At 60.4% G+C, this 17,724-nt stretch carries 16 protein-coding genes and 1 pseudogene; 8 read left to right on the forward strand and 9 right to left on the reverse strand.

The window, feature by feature from the left end:
• Nucleotides 1-76: 76 nt before the first annotated feature.
• From hflK (ACYZUD_RS24080) to cfaB, 5 genes are all read left to right on the forward strand, one after another.
• Entirely contained in the window at nucleotides 77-2,035 is a 1,959-nt protein-coding gene (gene hflK / locus ACYZUD_RS24080; protein ID WP_462025104.1) for a protease modulator HflK, read from the forward strand.
• A complete protein-coding gene (gene hflC / locus ACYZUD_RS24085; RefSeq protein WP_462020467.1) occupies nucleotides 2,032-3,072 on the forward strand; it encodes a protease modulator HflC in 1,041 nt (346 codons plus the stop codon). The genes hflK (ACYZUD_RS24080) and hflC overlap by 4 nt, the downstream gene beginning before the upstream one ends.
• Nucleotides 3,069-4,127 (forward strand): protease modulator HflK, encoded by a 1,059-nt coding sequence (gene hflK, locus ACYZUD_RS24090; RefSeq protein ID WP_462020468.1) that lies wholly within the window; start codon nucleotides 3,069-3,071, stop codon nucleotides 4,125-4,127. The genes hflC and hflK (ACYZUD_RS24090) overlap by 4 nt, the downstream gene beginning before the upstream one ends.
• A complete protein-coding gene (locus ACYZUD_RS24095) occupies nucleotides 4,124-6,034 on the forward strand; it encodes a cation-translocating P-type ATPase (RefSeq protein ID WP_462020469.1) in 1,911 nt (636 codons plus the stop codon). The genes hflK (ACYZUD_RS24090) and ACYZUD_RS24095 overlap by 4 nt, the downstream gene beginning before the upstream one ends.
• A 191-nt stretch (nucleotides 6,035-6,225) precedes the next feature.
• Nucleotides 6,226-7,410: a C17 cyclopropane fatty acid synthase CfaB gene (gene cfaB, locus ACYZUD_RS24100; protein WP_462020470.1), complete on the forward strand. Its 1,185-nt coding sequence runs from the start codon at nucleotides 6,226-6,228 to the stop codon at nucleotides 7,408-7,410.
• Here cfaB and cls read toward each other — a convergent pair.
• Complete coding sequence (cls, locus tag ACYZUD_RS24105; RefSeq protein WP_462020471.1) at nucleotides 7,407-8,846, reverse strand: cardiolipin synthase; 1,440 nt, start codon at nucleotides 8,844-8,846, stop codon at nucleotides 7,407-7,409. The genes cfaB and cls overlap by 4 nt on opposite strands.
• 131 nt (nucleotides 8,847-8,977) lie before the next feature.
• Between cls and ACYZUD_RS24110 the strand changes: the two genes are divergently transcribed.
• The gene (locus tag ACYZUD_RS24110; protein ID WP_462020472.1) at nucleotides 8,978-9,499 is read left to right on the forward strand and encodes a DUF3617 domain-containing protein; all 522 of its coding nucleotides are present in this window, start codon (nucleotides 8,978-8,980) and stop codon (nucleotides 9,497-9,499) included.
• 104 nt (nucleotides 9,500-9,603) lie between these two features.
• Here the strand turns inward: ACYZUD_RS24110 and ACYZUD_RS24115 are convergent, their stop codons facing one another.
• The 7 genes and pseudogenes from ACYZUD_RS24115 to folE2 all read right to left on the reverse strand — a co-directional run bounded on the left by ACYZUD_RS24115 (nucleotide 9,604) and on the right by folE2 (nucleotide 15,515).
• A complete protein-coding gene (locus ACYZUD_RS24115; RefSeq protein WP_462020473.1) occupies nucleotides 9,604-10,479 on the reverse strand; it encodes a His/Gly/Thr/Pro-type tRNA ligase C-terminal domain-containing protein in 876 nt (291 codons plus the stop codon).
• Nucleotides 10,480-10,512: 33 nt separating this feature from the next.
• Nucleotides 10,513-11,641: pseudogene (locus tag ACYZUD_RS24120) on the reverse strand (amidohydrolase family protein).
• A gap of 2 nt (nucleotides 11,642-11,643) precedes the next feature.
• Entirely contained in the window at nucleotides 11,644-12,204 is a 561-nt protein-coding gene (locus ACYZUD_RS24125; RefSeq protein ID WP_462020474.1) for a gamma carbonic anhydrase family protein, read from the reverse strand.
• Entirely contained in the window at nucleotides 12,201-13,076 is an 876-nt protein-coding gene (locus ACYZUD_RS24130; RefSeq protein WP_462020475.1) for a metal ABC transporter substrate-binding protein, read from the reverse strand. The genes ACYZUD_RS24125 and ACYZUD_RS24130 overlap by 4 nt, the downstream gene beginning before the upstream one ends.
• 11 nt (nucleotides 13,077-13,087) lie before the next feature.
• A complete protein-coding gene (locus ACYZUD_RS24135) occupies nucleotides 13,088-13,954 on the reverse strand; it encodes a metal ABC transporter permease (RefSeq protein WP_462020476.1) in 867 nt (288 codons plus the stop codon).
• Nucleotides 13,954-14,622 carry a metal ABC transporter ATP-binding protein gene (locus ACYZUD_RS24140; protein WP_462020477.1) on the reverse strand — a complete coding sequence of 223 codons (669 nt, stop codon included), beginning with the start codon at nucleotides 14,620-14,622 and terminating at the stop codon, nucleotides 13,954-13,956. Before ACYZUD_RS24140 ends, ACYZUD_RS24135 begins: the two co-directional genes overlap by 1 nt.
• Nucleotides 14,619-15,515: a GTP cyclohydrolase FolE2 gene (gene folE2, locus ACYZUD_RS24145; RefSeq protein ID WP_462020478.1), complete on the reverse strand. Its 897-nt coding sequence runs from the start codon at nucleotides 15,513-15,515 to the stop codon at nucleotides 14,619-14,621. The genes ACYZUD_RS24140 and folE2 overlap by 4 nt, the downstream gene beginning before the upstream one ends.
• 85 nt (nucleotides 15,516-15,600) lie before the next feature.
• Between folE2 and ACYZUD_RS24150 the strand changes: the two genes are divergently transcribed.
• Complete coding sequence (locus ACYZUD_RS24150; protein WP_462020479.1) at nucleotides 15,601-16,797, forward strand: N-acetylmuramoyl-L-alanine amidase; 1,197 nt, start codon at nucleotides 15,601-15,603, stop codon at nucleotides 16,795-16,797.
• Here the strand turns inward: ACYZUD_RS24150 and ACYZUD_RS24155 are convergent.
• Nucleotides 16,794-17,171 (reverse strand): glutamine synthetase, encoded by a 378-nt coding sequence (locus ACYZUD_RS24155; RefSeq protein ID WP_462020480.1) that lies wholly within the window; start codon nucleotides 17,169-17,171, stop codon nucleotides 16,794-16,796. The genes ACYZUD_RS24150 and ACYZUD_RS24155 overlap by 4 nt on opposite strands.
• Before the next feature lie 124 nt (nucleotides 17,172-17,295).
• Between ACYZUD_RS24155 and dksA the strand changes: the two genes are divergently transcribed.
• Nucleotides 17,296-17,700: an RNA polymerase-binding protein DksA gene (dksA, locus tag ACYZUD_RS24160; protein WP_462020481.1), complete on the forward strand. Its 405-nt coding sequence runs from the start codon at nucleotides 17,296-17,298 to the stop codon at nucleotides 17,698-17,700.
• The last annotated feature ends 24 nt before the right edge of the window (nucleotides 17,701-17,724 follow it).

Consider the following 17,724-nt stretch of genomic DNA (forward strand, 5'->3'; position numbering starts at 1 on the left):
ATCAGTACGAAAATTTCACCGATTTCGTTATATCGTAACGGATTGCGACGTGAGCAAAGACAAACACTGGGGTGGTATGCAAGTCGATCTCGATGTTGATGGGGCAGAGGTAACAGGGCTGCCGCGCTTTCAGCAGGCTGTCTTTCAAGGGCGGCGATTGCGACAGTTCGCAATCGGCCTGGGCGCGCTTGCGGCAACAGGTTGGGTGCTGGCATTTTTTGTCGGGCTGTTTGCGCCGCTGTCACTTTGGCCAGCCTTGCTGGTCAATCAGAGCGCGGGGTTGCTGGTACTGGTTGCCGGTCTGCAATCGGCCTGGTGGGTGACGCAATGGCGTGCACGGGCGATGACGCCCTCGGTGCCAGTGGTCCTGACTGACGAAGTCGTGGCTCCGGACGGCTGGTACGAACGGCTGCTGGATCGGATCAGTCGGCGATGGTTGCGAATACTGGTGCAGATCGGCACCCCGACGCTGTGGCTGGGCGGTTGGGCGTTGTTGACGTTGTTCAGCGTCAACCAGGTCTGGAACCTTGCACTACCGCCTGCCGCGCTGGGCCTTTCTGCCAGTGTCGGTGCTGCGTTGTCGTTGCTGCTGGCTTTCGGTTTGCTGGTGCTGGAGCGTCAACTGGCCCAGGAAAACATGGCCCAATGGCCTGAAGCAGGGTCGTTGGGGCAGCTGTCCCGTGTGGCAATTATCTGTCTGGTGTTAAGCGCCTTTTGCCTGTTATTCGCCAACGAGATCTCGGTCTGGCCGGTGCGTCTGGCCGTACTGATAGGTTTGCTGCCGGGGCTCGTCGCGATCGAGATGCTGCTGCGCGCCGCGTTGTCATTGTTCAGTCCCCGGCGGGAGCGCGTCGAACCAGCATTGCTGGCGCGAAGTTTCGTCGCCGACATGCTGCGCTGGCCGCCACAACCGTTGCTGGCGTTGCAGCACGAATTGCACAACCGCTTCGGCATCGATCTGCGGCAGATCTGGGCCTTCACCTACATGCGGCGGGCCTTTTTGCCGGTGTTGGTGGTGGTGGCAATTGTCGGCTGGTCACTCACTGGTATTCACGAAATACCGCTGCAAGGGCGGGGGATTTACGAGCGTTTCGGTAAACCGGTGGAAGTATTCGGTCCTGGTTTGCACGCGGGGTTACCTTGGCCGTTGGGCCGAGTGCTGAGCGTCGAGAATGGCGTGGTCCACGAGTTGGCAACCAGTGTCGGCGACGCGACGGCACCGATCACGGCCGAACCGGCAGAAGGCCCGGCACCGGCGATTGCCAATCGCTTATGGGACGCCAGCCATGTAAACGATAAATCCCAGGTCATCGCCAGCAGCCGTGCCGACAAGCAGAGCTTCCAGATCGTCAATATGGATGTGCGTTTCGTCTACCGCATCGGCCTGAGCGATCAAGCCGCGTTGGCGGCGAGTTACAACAGTGCCGACGTGCCGACGCTGATCCGCAGCACCGCCAGCCGGATTCTGGTTCACGATTTTGCCTCGCGAACCCTCGACGGCTTGCTCGGCGAGGACAGGGTAGGGCTCGCCGAAGAAATCGGCCGGGCCGTGCAGGCTGACCTGGAAAAAATCGACAGCGGCGTGGAAATTCTCGCCACGGTGGTCGAAGCCATTCACCCACCGGCCGGTGCGGCCAATGCTTATCATGGCGTGCAAGCGGCGCAGATTGGTGCCCAGGCATTGATCTCACGCGAACGCGGCGCGGCAGCAGAGGCCACCAATCAGGCGCAACTGCAGGCCAGCATCGCTCGCGATCAAGCGACGGCCAGCGCGCGTGAAATCAACGCCACCGCCCAAGCGGCGGACCTGAAATTCAGCACCGAGCAAAAGGCCTATGCCAGCGCTGGCCAGGCCTTCGTGCTGGAACAATATTTCAGCCAACTTTCCCAGGGCCTGGCCAACGCCAGGCTATTGGTCCTCGACCATCGCCTGGGCGGCAGCAGCAACGCGCCGACCATCGACCTCCGTACGTTCACGCTGCCGGCTGACCCTGCGTCGGCGCGTAAAACCGCTCAGCCAGGAGCTGCCAATTGAGCCAGTCGCACACTCACGACCATGATGACCACAGCGGCCACGATCACGGCCAGGGCGGGCATCACCACGGACATCACCATCATCACCACGGTGATCCACAAGAAGCCGGTCCGTTCCCGTGGCGGCGCATGGGGTGGGCGACGTTGCTGGTGGCATTCGCCATCGCGGCAGCGAGTCTGGTACAAGTGCGCTCGGGGGAGGCCACGGTGATCACGCGCTTCGGCAATCCGTCACGGGTGTTGCTGGAGCCGGGGCTCGGCTGGCGTTGGCCGGCACCGTTCGAAGCGGCGATCCCGGTGGATCTGCGCCTGCGCACCACGTCCAGCGGTTTGCAGGATGTGGGCACGCGGGATGGTCTGCGCATCATCGTTCAGGCTTATGTGGCGTGGCAGGTGCAGGGCGATCCAGACAATGTTCAGCGCTTTATGCGCGCGGTGCAGAATCAGCCGGACGAAGCGGCGCGGCAGATTCGCACTTTTGTCGGCTCGGCGCTGGAAACCACGGCCAGCAGTTTTGATCTGGCCAATCTGGTCAACACCGACGCCAGTCAGGTACACATCGCCGATTTTGAAGCGCAACTGCGTCAGCAAATCGATCAGCAGTTGCTGACGACTTATGGGGTGCGGGTGGTGCAAGTGGGTGTCGAGCGTTTGACCTTGCCGTCGGTAACCCTGACGGCCACGGTCGATCGTATGCGTGCCGAGCGTGAAACAATCGCCACCGAACGCACGGCCATCGGCAAGCGCGAAGCGGCGCAAATCCGTTCCGCCGCCGAACGTGATGCGCGAATCGTCCAGGCCGATGCCACCGTGAAAGCCGCCGACATCGAAGCGCAATCCCGGGTCGAAGCGGCGCAAATTTACGGCCGTGCCTACGCCGGCTCACCACAGCTCTACAACCTGCTGCGCTCCCTCGATACCTTGGGCACCATCGTCACGCCCGGCACCAAACTGATTTTGCGCACTGATGCCGCGCCGTTCCGGGTGCTGGTCGACGGTCCGCCGACCCTTGATAACAAATCCGGGTCGCAGCCATGAATTTGGTTCCACGTGGAACAATTGAGTTGAGCAGTCCCTGGATTCAAGCCGGGCGATTGGCCTTTCTCGCGCTGTATGCGGTCACGGTGTTGGCCGCGCTGGCTTGGGCGTTTTCCAATGTGCGGCAGATCGACCCCCAGAATCGTGCGGTGGTGCTGCACTTTGGCGCGCTGGATCGCATCCAGAATGCGGGTTTGCTGTTGGCTTGGCCGCGTCCGTTTGAGCAGGTGGTTTTGTTGCCAGCGGCGGATCGGGTGATCGAACGCCGGGTGGAAAATCTGCTGCGCACGGAGAGCGCATTGCAGGCCGATCGACTGGCGAGTTTTGCCACGCCGCTCAGTGATGCGCTCGCTGGCTCCGGTTATCTGCTGACCGGTGACGCTGGGGTGGTGCAACTGGATGTGCGGGTATTTTACAAAGTCACCGAACCGTATGCCTTCGTCCTTCAAGGTGAACATGTGTTGCCGGCATTGGATCGCCTGGTGACGCGCAGTGCCTTGGCCCTCACTGCCGCGCGCGATCTGGACACCATTCTGGTGGCGCGACCGGAACTCATCGGCGCGGATAAACAGGCGGCCGAAAGACGCGAACGCCTGCGCGGTGACCTGGTGCAAGGCATCAATCAACGCCTGGCGGAGCTGACGGCGACCGGGCAGGGACTTGGGATCGAAGTGGCGCGAGTCGATGTGCAATCGAGTTTGCCGGGGCCTGCGGTCAACGCCTTCAACGCCGTTCTGACTGCCAGCCAGCAAGCCGATAAAGTCGTGGCCAACGCGCGTACTGAAGCCGAGAAACTCACCCAGACCGCCAACGAACAGGCCGACCGCACGTTGCAGGTTGCCCACGCCCAAGCGAGTGAGCGGCTGGCCAAAGCCTCTGCCGACACCGCCACCGTGTTGAGTCTGGCCAAGGCGCAACAGCAGGGCACCGACCCGCAAATGTTGCTGCGCATTTACCGCGAGCGGATGCCGAAGATTCTCGGTCAGGCCGGCTCAGTGACGACGGTCAATCCGAAAGACGATTCCCGCCTGATCATTCAGGGAGCTGCACAATGACCGCTCAAACCGCCGCCGCACCGAGCATGTTGTCCTCGGCCGAACAACGCAGCGCTGCACGCCAACTGACCCTGGCCATGCTCGCTCTTGGCTTGCTGGCGCTGGGGTTGATCTGGCGCTGGTTGTCGCCTGAGCAGACGGGCGTCAGTCAATTGCTGTTGGGTTTTGCCTCGCTGTTGGTGGCCGTGCCGGTGATGCGCTCGGCCTGGTACAGCCTGCGTTACCCGAGCTTGCATGGGATTACCGATCAGTTGATCGCCTTGGCGATGCTCGGTGCCTGGGCTACCGGCGACCTGCTGACCGCCGCGCTGCTGCCGATCATCATGATTTTCGGCCACGTGCTGGAAGAGCGCAGCGTGATCGGTTCACAGGAGGCGATTCACGCGCTCGGCAAGTTGACGCGTAGCCACGCACGCAAGGTTCAGGCTGACGGCTCAATCGTCGAAGTCGACAACGGTACACTCAAGGCTGGCGACATTGTGGAAGTGCGCGCCGGCGATCGAGTGCCGGCCGATGGCCGGGTGTTGTCCGGTCAGGCGAGTCTCGACACGGCTTCGATCACCGGTGAGTCGGTGCCGATGGAGGCGGGCGTGGGCATGCAGGTTTTCGGTGGGGCCATCAACCTGGATGGACTGCTGCGCATTGAAGTGACCCGCACCGGCAACGAATCGACCTTGGGCAAAGTCATCGCGCTGATGCAAAGCGCCGAGCGATCCAAACCGCCGATCACGCGTTTACTGGAACGCTACGCCGGCAGCTACATGGTGCTGGTGTTGCTGCTGGCGGCGGTGACGTGGTTCATCACCAACGACGCCCAGGCGATGCTCGCGGTGTTGGTCGCTGCCTGTCCTTGCGCGCTGGTTTTGTCCGCACCGGCCACGGCGATTGCCGGGGTCGCCGTGGCTGCTCGTCACGGCATTCTGATTCGCAGCTCGGCGTTTCTTGAAGAGTTGGCCGACCTGACCTCGTTGGTCGTTGATAAAACGGGAACGCTGACCTTCGGCACCCTGCGCCTGCAATCCATCGACAGCCCGCTGGCGGACCGCAGTCACGTCCTGAAACTCGCCGCCAGCCTCGGCTCCGCCAGCAGTCACCCGGTCAGTCGCGCGCTCGCCGGGTTGGTCACGCAGGAGCATTTTCTTTTGCTCTCGGACATTCATGAGCGTCAGGGTCTGGGCGTGGTGGCAATGACCGAGCAGGGTGAGGCAGCACTCGGTCGACCGGAGTTGTTCGCGCAGTTAGGCATCACCACGTCAGCCGTTCCTGAACACGATGGCCCGATTGCCGGGCTGGCGCTCAACGGCGAATTCCTTGCCTGGCTATTGCTGGCGGACAGCGTCAAACCCGAAGCACGGTTTGCCTTGAGCGAGTTGCGTGAACTTGGATTGGGGCGACAGTTGTTGCTCACCGGCGATCGGCAAAGCGTCGCGCACACACTCGCTCGCGATGTCGGGATCAGCGATGTCGAAGCCCAGGCCTTGCCCGAGGACAAACTCAATCGCGTACTCAAAGAAATCGGCAGCGGCTTCCGGCCGATGGTGGTTGGCGACGGCATCAATGATTCGCTGGCACTCAAGGCCGGTGTGGTCGGGGTTGCGATGGGGGCGGGCGGGGCCGACATTGCCTTGGCGTCGGCCGACATCGTGCTGATCGGCAGCGACCTGCGTCGGCTCGGCACTTGTGTGCGTTTGAGTCGCCAGTGCCGGCAGACCTTACAGGTCAACGTGATCATCGGCCTGGGCTGGACACTGGCGATAGTGGCCTTCGCCGCATTCGGCTGGCTCGGCGCAGCAGGGGCGATGATTGCGGCGTTGCTGCATAACCTGAGCACGTTGCTGGTGTTGGGGAATGCCGGTCGCTTGCTGCGTTTTCAAGAGCCATTGCTCAAGATGAAAGACGAAGTTTGAAGGATTTTAACTTTTCAGAACTGTGCGCCGAATTTGTAGTCATTTAGGGTAAGGGCAATCATTTCTGTGAATTTATGGCGGTTAGCTTGAGCGCTGGGAATCATAGACAACGGCTATTAAATCGATAGCCTGCTATTTTTCCAGGATGGTCTAACCTCACATCAGACGTCTGAAACAAGGGGGGATATTCCATGCTCGCGCAACTTCCACCGGCCTTACAGAATCTGCAGTTACCGTTACGCCTGCGACTCTGGGACGGCCATGAATTCAATCTGGGGCCGGCGCCCAGCGTCACAATTGTGGTCAAGGACCCACAAATGGTTTCCCAGTTCACCCATCCAAGCCTGGACGCGCTCGGAGCGGCGTTTGTCGAGGGCAAACTCGAGCTTGAAGGCTCCATCAGCGATGTAATCCGCGTCTGTGATGAGTGGAGCCAGGCATTGCTCGGTGACCTGCACAGCCAGCCGGTTCGCCTCGTCCATGACAAGGAAAGCGACGCCAAGGCGATTTCCTATCACTACGACCTGTCCAACGCGTTTTATCAACTGTGGCTCGACAGCGACATGGCGTACTCCTGCGCCTATTTCGAGACCGGCAGCGAAACCCTTGAACAAGCCCAGCAAGCCAAATTCCGGCACCTGTGTCGCAAGCTACGACTGCAACCCGGCGAGTATCTGCTGGATGTCGGTTGCGGTTGGGGTGGACTGGCGCGGTATGCGGCCCGGGAGTTCGGCGCGAAGGTGTTCGGGATTACGCTCAGTAAAGAGCAGCTGGCGCTGGCCCGTGAACGGGTGAGCGCTGAAGGCCTGGACGACCTCGTTGAACTGCAACTGCTCGACTACCGTGATCTGCCTCAGGACGGGCGTTTCGATAAAGTAGTCAGCGTCGGCATGTTCGAACACGTCGGTCACGCCAACCTGGCCGAGTACTGCAAAACCTTGTTCGGCGCGGTGAAAGAGGGCGGCCTGGTGATGAACCACGGGATCACCGCCAAGCACACCGATGGCCGTCCGGTAGGACGCGGTGCCGGTGATTTCATCGAGAAGTATGTGTTCCCCAACGGCGAGCTGCCGCACCTCGCGATGATTTCTGCCGAGATCAGCGAAGCAGGGCTGGAGATCGTCGATGTCGAGAGTCTGCGCCTGCACTACGCGCGTACCCTCGACCACTGGAGCGAACGCCTGGAGGACAATCTGGAAGCCGCCGCCAAGCAGGTTCCGGAGCAAGCGTTACGGATCTGGCGGCTGTACCTGGCGGGATGCGCTTATGCGTTCGCCAAGGGCTGGATCAATCTGCACCAGATCCTCGCGGTCAAAACCCACCCGGATGGCAGCCATGAACTGCCCTGGACCCGCGACGACATCTACAATCCTTAAAGAATCGGTGAAATAAGCCGGGCGATCCGCATGCCGACCTGTTGCAGGCGGTGGGTCTCCCGGCTTTCTTCTTTGGCGATCTCGTGGGCCTGGGCAAAGTCATCGTTGAGCATATGCTCCACCTCGGCGGCAAACGCGCTGTCGACGGTCAGCAGCATCACTTCGAAATTCAGCCGGAACGAACGGTTATCCATATTGGCGCTGCCGATGGCGCTGATTTCGCTGTCGATCAACACCACTTTCTGATGCAGGAAACCGGGCTCGTAGCGGAATACCCGTACGCCGGCGCGTACCGCTTCGAAGGCATAAAGGCTGGAGGCGGCGTAGACGATCCGGTGGTCCGGCCGCGATGGCAGCAGAATCCGCACATCCACGCCACGCAGCACCGCCAGTCGTAACGCAGCGAAGACGGCTTCGTCGGGGATGAAATAGGGGCTGGTGATCCACACTCGTTCCGTCGCCGCGTGGATGGCTTCGACGAAGAACAACGAACAGGTCTCGTAGGAATCCGCCGGACCGCTGGCGAGCAATTGGCAGAGCACACCGTCGTCCGGATACACATCCGGCAGGATTAACGGTGGCAACGACCGCGCCGCCCAGAACCAGTCTTCGGCGAAGGATTCCTGCATGCAGGCCACCACCGGCCCGCGCACTCGCACGTGTGTATCGCGCCAAGGTGCCAGGGGTGGTTTCTCGCCCATGTATTCGTCGCCGACATTGAGCCCGCCAACGAAGCCCAGCACGCCGTCGACCACGACAATCTTGCGGTGGTTGCGGAAGTTGACCTGGAAGCGGTTGAGCCAGCCACTGCGGGTCGCGAAGGCTTTGACCTCAATACCGGCGTCGCGCAACGGCTGCACGTAACTGTGGGGCAGGGAGTGGCTGCCGATGCGGTCGTACAGCAGATAAACGGCGACGCCTTCGGCGGCTTTCTTCAGTAACAAGGTTTGCAGGCGTTGGCCGAGGCGGTCGTCGTGGATGATGAAAAACTGGATCAGCACCGCCTCTTTTGCGTGGCTGATGGCTTCGAAAATCGCGTCGAAGGTGGCCTGGCCATTGATCAGCAGGCGCACTTCGTTGTTTGCCAGGCACGGCATGCGTCCCAGTTTCGGCATCGCTCTTAAAGAGGCGTAGGCGTTTGAGGCGCGGGCGGTCAGCGCCTCTTCGACCCATGGGCGCCAGTTCAGCTCGGAGATGGCCTTGCGCATTTCCTCGTTGGCCTGGCGCCGGGCCTTGATGTAACCATCGAAGGTGCTGCGGCCGAAGACCAGGTACGGGATGAGCGTGAGGTAGGGAATGAACAGCAACGACAGGGCCCAGGCGATCGAGCCCTGGGCGGTCCGAACGGTCAATACGGCATGGATGGCGGCGATCAGGCCTAACGAGTGCAGCAGCGCGATCAGATAACCGAAAACATGCGGTCCAAAATAATCCATGGGGCAGCCTTGCTCCTGAAGATTCAATGCTTAACAGACCATGTTCCGTGCAGAATGTCGCTAATTAATTGGCCCCTGAACCGAAGCCTGTGGCTGACGTCTAACGGCCACTACTGATCAGGAGTTACTCGATGAACGTTCGTCTGCTGGGTTTGGCCGTGGCTTTTGGTTTAGCACTTCCTGTGGCAGCTCAGGCGCAGATGCTTCAGCCGGGTTTGTGGGAATTGACCTCAAGCAACATGAAGGTCGATGACCAGAACATGCCGGATCTGCAGCTGATCCTTGGGCAGATACAGAGCCAGATAACCCCTGAACAACGCGCGCAGCTGGAGAAGCAGGGCATCACCATGGGCGGCAAGGGGATTCGGGCTTGCCTGACGCCGGAGCAGGTGAAGACCGACAACATTCCGCTGACGGATCCGCAATCGGGCTGCAAGCAGGAAATCACCGAGCGCACTGGCAATCAATGGAGATTCCGCTTCAGCTGTCCGAAAGCGCAGGGCGCTGGCGTAGCCACTTTCCTCAGTGATCGTGAGTTCACCACCAAGGTCAACGGCACGTTCAACGCCACCGGCATTCAGCAGAAAGGTAGCCTCGATACCCGCGCTGTGTGGTTGGGGCAGGATTGCGGGACGGTTAAGCCAAGAGCCTAAAAGCATCGCGAGCAGGCTCGCTCCCCCATTAGATCTCGGTGAATACAGATTTGTGTTCAACAACAATCCATTGTGGGAGCGAGCCTGCTCGCGATAGCGTCCGCTCAGACACCCGCAATTCCTGTTGACCTGAACCACTCACACACCGCCTCAACCGCCATCCTGCCGAAATCTTCCCCGGCGTGGCTGCGCACACTGACAAACCCGCCTTCTTTTTCTTTCTCCCCAATCACCACCAGATACGGCACTTTCTGACTGTGCTCGCGAATCTTGTGGCGGACCTTCTCATTGCGCAGATCCGCGCGAGCGCGCACGCCGCTTCGACGCAATGCGTCGGTCACCGACTGCGCGTACTCTGCCTGACGTTCGTCCATGCTGACGATGATGACGTGTGGCGGCGCCCGCCAGTTATCCAGCTCCTGTTGGCAGGACCAACATGTCCCGTAGATCCGTTGGGGCGAAGTGCCGCTGATGTGGTCGAGAGCGAATGCTTGCAGCACCCGGGTGGCGGGGACATGCGGGCCCGATGTCGAAGACTCAAAGCCTCCCAGGCTGTACAGCGTCGGCCCTCGACGTCGAATCGAGTGGTTGGTTGCTGCCAGTGACTGCATGCGCGCTTCGATCAGTGGCAGGTCGGCCGGGGTGAGGGAGCGCTCGACAACAAACTCGTAAAAGAATCCATCACCCAACGCCGAACCCGTCTGCAACTGCGCACTCGGATAGAGCTGCTTGACGGCTATGGCCAGCATCAACGCACAGGAGCGGCGAAGAATTTCCAGACCATCGGGCTCCTGGGGCGTGACGATGCTGACCCGGGCATCGGCCTCGATCATGAACTCACAGTCCACCAATACACCGTCCACCCGACCGGCCACTGCCGCTTTTGCCAACCCGGGCCCGATACTGGCGGCGAGTTCATACACCGACAAGGGCTGGTCGTATTCACGCAATGAACCATCAGTCAAAGTGATCTGGATCATGGTCAGTGTTCTCGAGTATTTCGATCACGAGCGCTAGCGCATAAACCGTAGTGGTAAACCCTGGCAGTTGTCATTAAAACGTTTGTCATGCCAGGCAATTTGCCCCGACACCATCGTGGTGCTGACGCTGTGGCGAAAGCGCTGTCCGGCGAAGGGTGTCCAGCGGCATTGAGACAGGATCGGTCGGTTGCCGGGAAACGTCCACGCCATCGGGTTCGGGTTTGATCAGAACGAGGTCGGCCCAATAACCTTCGCGCAGATAACCGCGGTCGGGAATGGCGAACAAATCAGCGACTCGATGACTGGTCTTCGCCACGAGTGTGGCGATCGGCAGAACGTCATCCGCCACCAGTTCCAGCAGCGCGGGCAGGGCGTGTTGTACCAGCGGCAAACCGGAGGGTGCCTGGTGGTAGGGGCGTTGCTTTTCGGCCCAGGTGTGGGGTGCGTGGTCGCTGCCGATGACGTCCAGTCGGGTGCCGTAACGCTTGGCCAGGTCCACGGCCATTGAAGAGGAGCGAAAGCAGGTCTTGGCATTTCGGATCACGGGATGGGCCCCGGCGGGAATGTGTTCACCGAACAATTCTCGCAGGTTCGCAGCGTTGGCCTCGATGCTTGGGGTGTGTTCACAGTGGGCCAGCAAAATGGTCGGCACCTCGGCGAATAGCCGCTCGAGAATCCTCGGGTCGTCCACCAGCATGTTGCCCGTGGAAGCACCCATGAAGACTTTGACGCCCGCCACTTCGCAGGGGTTGAGTGCGGCGACAGTGTCGAGATTGTCATTGCTCACGCCGAAATGAAAGCCGTAATTGGCCACGGAATTGATCGCCGCACGACGCTTCTTGTCGGCCAGCGCTGCGAGGGTCAGCGTCGCCGGATGGGTGTTGGGCATGTCCATGAAGCTGGTAATGCCGCCGGCCACCGCTGCTCGGGATTCGGTGTAGAGACTGCCCTTGTCCGGCGAACCGGGATCGCGGAAATGCACCTGGTCATCGATCATTCCGGGCAACAGCCATTGGCCGTCGGCATCGATTTCGAGGTCGGCATTTTCACTGTGGATGCTGCCGGCAATCTTCACGATGCGGCCGTTGCTCACCAACAGATTGCCTTCGAATTCACGACCTTCATTCACCAGCCGGGCATTGCGAATCATCACGCTGCTCATGCTCAGAACTCGTTTTGCAGGGCTTTGTAGCCCCGCACCAGGTCGACGTTGGTGCGGGCCACGTCCTCGGAAAACTCCGAGGCGCTGACGCTCACTGGCGGGAACTGCGACAGGTCGGTGGTGGGGCCGATGCGGGTGGTGGAGGGCACGTAGAAATCTTCGGGCAAATCGCGACCGTCGACCACCGAGTTGTGTCGAACCATGCAGCCGTCGCCGACCGCGCAATTGAACAGCACACTGTTGAAACCGATGAACACCCGGTCGCCAACGGTGCAGGGGCCATGAACGATGGAACGGTGGGCGATGGAGCTGAACTCACCGATGGTCACTGCTGCACCGGACTTGGAGTGGATCACCACACCGTCCTGGATGTTCGAGTTGGCGCCGATGGTGATCGGCTCCATCTCGCCCGAGTCGTCCACTTCGTCGGCGCGAATCACCGCATAGGGACCGACGAAGACGTTCTCGCCGATCACCACTTTGCCGCAAATGATGGCGGTTTTATCGACGTAGGCGGACTCGGCAATCAGCGGCAAATCGCCCGAAGGATTCTTTCGGATCATGGCTTGCTCAACGCGTCGTAAAGGGTGTTGAGGTTGTACTCGAACAACCCGACGAAGGTGCTGGCCGGACCGCTGGCCGCGAGTGCGTCGGAGTACAACGTGCCACCGATCTGCGCGCCACTTTCATCAGCGATCTGCTTGAGCAGGCGAGCATCCTTGATGTTTTCCATGAACACCGCTTTGACCTTGGCCTGACGAATCTGGGTGATCAGCGCAGCGACTTCGGCGGCCGAAGGTTCGCGCTCGGTGGACAGACCTTGAGGGGCCATGAAGTCGATGCCGTAGGCCTGACCGAGATAACCGAAGGCGTCATGGGACGTCACGATCTTGCGGTTGCCTGGGGGCAGCGAACCGAGCTTGACCTTGGCTTCGGCGAGCAGGGCATAGATCTGTTTCAGGTAGGCCTGGCTGTTGCGTTGGTAGTCGGCCTTGTTCGCCGGGTCGGCGGTGATCAGCGCCTTGGTGATGTTGCTGATATACAGCTCGGTGTTCGCCAGGTTGTGCCAGGCGTGAGGGTCGGGAACGGTCTCACCGTCTTCATCCAGAGCGCGCGGAATGACACCGTGGCTTGCGCTGATCACCGGAGCTTTGGTCTCGGTACTGGTCACCAGGCGATCCAGCCATGGCTCGAAGCCCAAACCGTTTTTGATGATCAACCTGGCGCTGAGCAACGCCTTGGCGTCGTCTGGGGTTGGTTCGTAAGTGTGGGCATCGGCGTCGGGACCGACCATGTTGGTGATCTGGATATGGTCGCCGCCGACCTGATGAGTCATGTCGGCGAGGATGCTGAAGCTGGTAACGACTTGGAGTTTCTCTGCAGCGGACAGCGACATCGACAGCATCAAACTGAACAACACGAGTAAAGCGCGCATCGGGAAACACCTCATTGGGATGTGAGCAAAGGCGGGCGGCGCAGCAAACCGTGCACCGGGCCGAACACCACGGACAGCAGATACAGACCGCCAGCCACCAGCACGATCGCCGGGCCGCTGGGCAGCGAGTAATAGAACGACAGCAGTAAACCGAACCACACCGAGAGGCAGCCGAGCAGCGCCGCGATAGCCATCAACCTCGGCAAGCGACGACTCCAGAAGCGCGAAGCAGCCGCAGGCAACATCATCAAACCGACCACCATCAGCGCGCCGATAGCCTGGAAGCCGATCACCAGATTCAGCACCACCAACGTCAGGAATACGCCGTGTGCCAAAGGACCCAGGCGGCTGACGGTCTGCAGGAAGAGTGGGTCCAGGGTGTCCAGCAACAACGGTTTGTAGATGAGGGCCATGGTGATCAGGCTGAATCCCGAGACCCACAACATGCCCGTCAACGTCGGACCATCGACCGCCAGTGCCGAACCGAATAACAGGTGCAGAAGGTCCAGACGTTTGCCGGCGATGCCGAGGATCAACACGCCGCTGGCGAGGGAAATCGGGTAAATCGCAGCGAGGCTGGCGTCTTCCCGCAGGCCGGTGCGACGGGTGATCCAGGCGGCAAGTCCGGCCATGCTAAGGCCCGCGCCGAGGCCGCCAATGGTCAATGCGGGGAGACTCAATCCAGCGAACCAGAACCCCAATGCCGCCCCCGGCAAAATGCCGTGAGCGACGGCATCACCGATCAGGCTCATGCGTCGCAGGATCAGAAACACACCCAGTGGCGCCGTGCTGCAGGCCAGGACCAAACCACCGAGAAGCGCCCGGCGCATGAATACGAACTCTTGGAACGGTTGCCAAAGATGCGTGGCAGCGATCATCAGGCCACCTGCGTTTGCGGTTGTTGGCGGATCAGATCGGTGCTTGGGCCGAGGACGCAGCCGCTGCTTTTGATCAGCAACGTTGTCGGGATGTGTTGCCGAACGGCGGCGAGGTCGTGACACACGACAACCAGGGTTCGGCCTTCGGCATGCCAGGCGTGGAGGTGTTTCCAGAGCAGCGCCTGACCGAGTTCGTCGAGGGCGGCGTGGGGTTCGTCGAGCAGTAGCAAGGGTGCTTCGGCGAGGCTCAAACGGGCGAGCAGGGCGCGCTGCAATTCGCCGCCGGACAGGGCCATCAATGGGCGCTGTTCCAGACCGGTGAGGCACCAATCCTCCAGGACGGCTTTGAGGCGCTGGCTGCGTACCTCTGGAGATTGCTTGCCACCCCAAAAACCGGCGGCCACCAACTCTTGAAGGCTGATGGGGAATTGTCGATCCAGGTGTTGTTGCTGTGGGAGAAAGGAGAGGCCGCCCTTGCGTGGAACATCCAGGACGACGTTGCCGGTCAGTGGTTTTTGCAAACCTGCGATGACTTTCAACAGGCTGCTTTTACCCGAGCCGTTGGCACCAATGACAGCAGTCAGACTTCCCTTGGCCAGTTCGAAGTCCACGGCTGGCGTCAGTGGTTGGCTCGGTGCGCCCCAACGCAAGGCTTGGCAACGGATCATGCGGCCTCCCAGTTCCAGCGACTTTCGGCGACGGCATTGTGGGCATGGAGACTTTCGGCGTGGACGACCCGGATGTGGAAGGCATTGATGCCGGGTGCGCGTTTCAGGGCCAGGTTCAAACGCCGTGCGGCGTCCTCGCAGAACATCAGGTTCTGACCGTTGGCCAAGGCGAAGGCTTGTTCGTCGGCGCGTTTTACTGCGGTTTGTACGGCGGTGCCGAGCGCCGCTTCGGCGTCATTGATGATCGCGATCAACGGCAAGTCATCCAGGTAGTCGTCCAGACGAAGGCACAAATGTGCATTGCTTCGTTGGCTGTGAGGCGTCGCGACGATGCCCTTTGTGGAGCCAAGCCAAGTCAGGACCTCAGCGTGTTGCAGTGCCTTGTTGGCGAAATCGTCAACGAATTGCTGCTGAATCAACTGCCGGGAAAGGGCCGCTGAACAGGGACAGGTCGAGGAATAAGGCACATCGATTTTTAGTTCCACGTGGAACATCGCGTTTTTCAATCGCGCTTCGATGATGACCGGATAGGTTTTCCAGCCAGACAATGGACTGATCAGCGCAGGCCTTTTGAGCAGTAAATCGGCGTGAATTTTTAAGTACGCGCTGCTGGACAATCCTTCATGACTGTCGAGAAAGCGTTGCAGGACTCGCCGCAACAACGCAGGTGTCAGGTCTTCCTGTTCGAGGATTTCCAGCGCCAGATACAGCCGTGACATATGAATGCCACGCGCTTCTTCATCATCAAGGTTTACGCCCGCGTCGACGTTTGCACTCAGTCGTTGGCCATCGAATAAAACAGGAAGAGCAATGCCACACATGCCCACCCACTCCAGTGGCAGGGCTTGGCATGAGGCCTGCGCGGCGATATCCGGCAGAGTCAGCGCATTCATGAGCAGGTCCATCGTGGGAGTTGATTTAATATGTTATGTTATTACATTAAAATCAACCATGCCTTTTCATGAGCTTTCTTTCATCATGCACAGACGTCACTTGCTCAACCTGATCCTGGCTAGCGCGGCTTTCGCCTTACCCTTTGGTGTTTCGGCCACGCAAATTCGCAACGCGCGACTTTGGCGATCGGATGACAAGCTGCGATTGGTGTTCGATCTGAGCGGCCCGGTGCACTACAAAACGTTTTCCTTGAGTGCGCCCGAGCGGTTGATCATCGACCTGAGTGGCGCCAGCCTCAGCGGCGATTTCAGTCAGCTGACCCTGAGCGATACCGTGATTCGTTCGATTCGCTCCGGACACTACGGTCAGGGCGATACGCGGATCGTTCTCGATCTCAGCGGTCCGGTGCAGCTCAACAGTTTTCTGCTGCTGCCGCAGGATGGGCAGGGCCATCGGCTGGTACTCGATCTGAAGACAGCAGCGCCGCTACAAATCGCAGCCGCGCCCCCGGCGCCAGTCGACAAGGCTCACCCCAAACGCGACATCATCGTGGTGGTCGACCCCGGACATGGCGGCAAAGACCCTGGCGCGGTCGGTGCCAAAGGCGAGCGTGAGAAAGACGTGGTGCTGTCCATCGCCCAGTTGTTGGCCAAACGACTGAAACGCGGGAAGGGCTTTGACGTGAAACTGGTGCGCAACGACGACTTCTTCGTCCCGCTGCGCAAACGCGTGGAGATCGCCCGTAAGCACAACGCGGACATGTTCATTTCGGTGCATGCCGATGCCGCGCCGCGTCTTACCGCGTCTGGTGCCTCTGTGTACTGCCTGTCCGAGGGCGGCGCGACCTCGGCTACGGCGCGTTTCATGGCCCAGCGGGAGAACGGCGCGGACCTGTTGGGCGCCACCAGCCTGCTCAACCTAAAGGACAAGGATCCGATGCTCGCCGGGGTGATTCTCGACATGTCGATGAACGCCACGCTCGCCGCGAGTTTGCAGCTGGGCAGCACCGTGCTCGGCAGCCTGGCAGGCATCACCACGCTGCATCAGAAACGCGTGGAACAGGCGGGATTCGCCGTGCTGAAGTCACCGGACGTGCCGTCGATCCTGGTGGAAACCGGCTTCATTTCCAACGCTCGCGACAGTCAGCGGCTGGTGTCGGCGCAGCATCAGCAGGCTGTGGCTGACGGTTTGTTCGAAGGTTTACAGCGCTACTTTCAGAAGAATCCGCCGGTAAACAGTTACATCGCCTGGCAGCAGGAACAGAAAAAAGCGCAGGCCTAACAACCGGTGATCCGGCTGCAGGTGAACTTGCCACTGCTGCCGCCGGAACTGGAAAACCGATTGATCGTGGTCCAGCCGACGCGACGGTTATAGCCGACCCAGGCTTCGCCATCGGAAGCGATCCCGGTGAAGAACGTGAGTTGGCCGTAGCGGCTGTTGGTCTGTGCCCAGTAGCGTTTTCCGGCTGCTTCGAAACCCCGCAGATAGATCGTGCTTCCGGCGGTGTTGACGCTGTAGGCGTTGCCGTCGCCATCCACGCAGGCCAGCAGATTGGCGCTGCGGGTGCATTTGGCCAGGCTCGGAATTTGCGCCCAGGCATCGACAGCCACCAGCAACGAAAAACTCATCAGCGCGAATTTCAGGGCGTTACGCACGGGATTTCTCACGGACCGGACGGGCTTCAGCATCCAGCCCTTTGTCGCAGTGGGCAAGAGAGGGGTGGTTTAATTGTGTTGTTATACTATAACATAAAAACACGCCCGCTCTTGTGATCCGCCCATGACTGAACAAGAACTCCTCGCTCAACCCGCGACTGAATATATGAACGATGCCCAGCAAGGTTTCTTCCGCGACCTTTTGCTGGCCCAGCGCAGCGAGCTGCAAGCGCGCATCGCCGACGAGTTCGACGTTCTGCGTGAGCAGGAACCCCACAGCGACCCCGCCGACATCGGCAGCGCCGAAGAACAACGCCAATGGCAGCTGCGCCTTCTGGAGCGGGAAAAGAAGCTGCTCGACAAGATCGACGAAGCCCTCGAACACCTGGCCCGTGGCGAATACGGCTGGTGCCGGGAAACCGGTGAGCCGATTGGCCTCAAGCGTCTGTTGCTGCGACCCACCGCCACCCTGTGTATCGAAGCCAAAGAACGTGAAGAGCTGCGCGAACGCCATCAACGGGCGATTTGACCGGCCATACCCTGTGAGGAAAAC

The organism is Pseudomonas sp. XS1P51, from assembly GCF_054897845.1.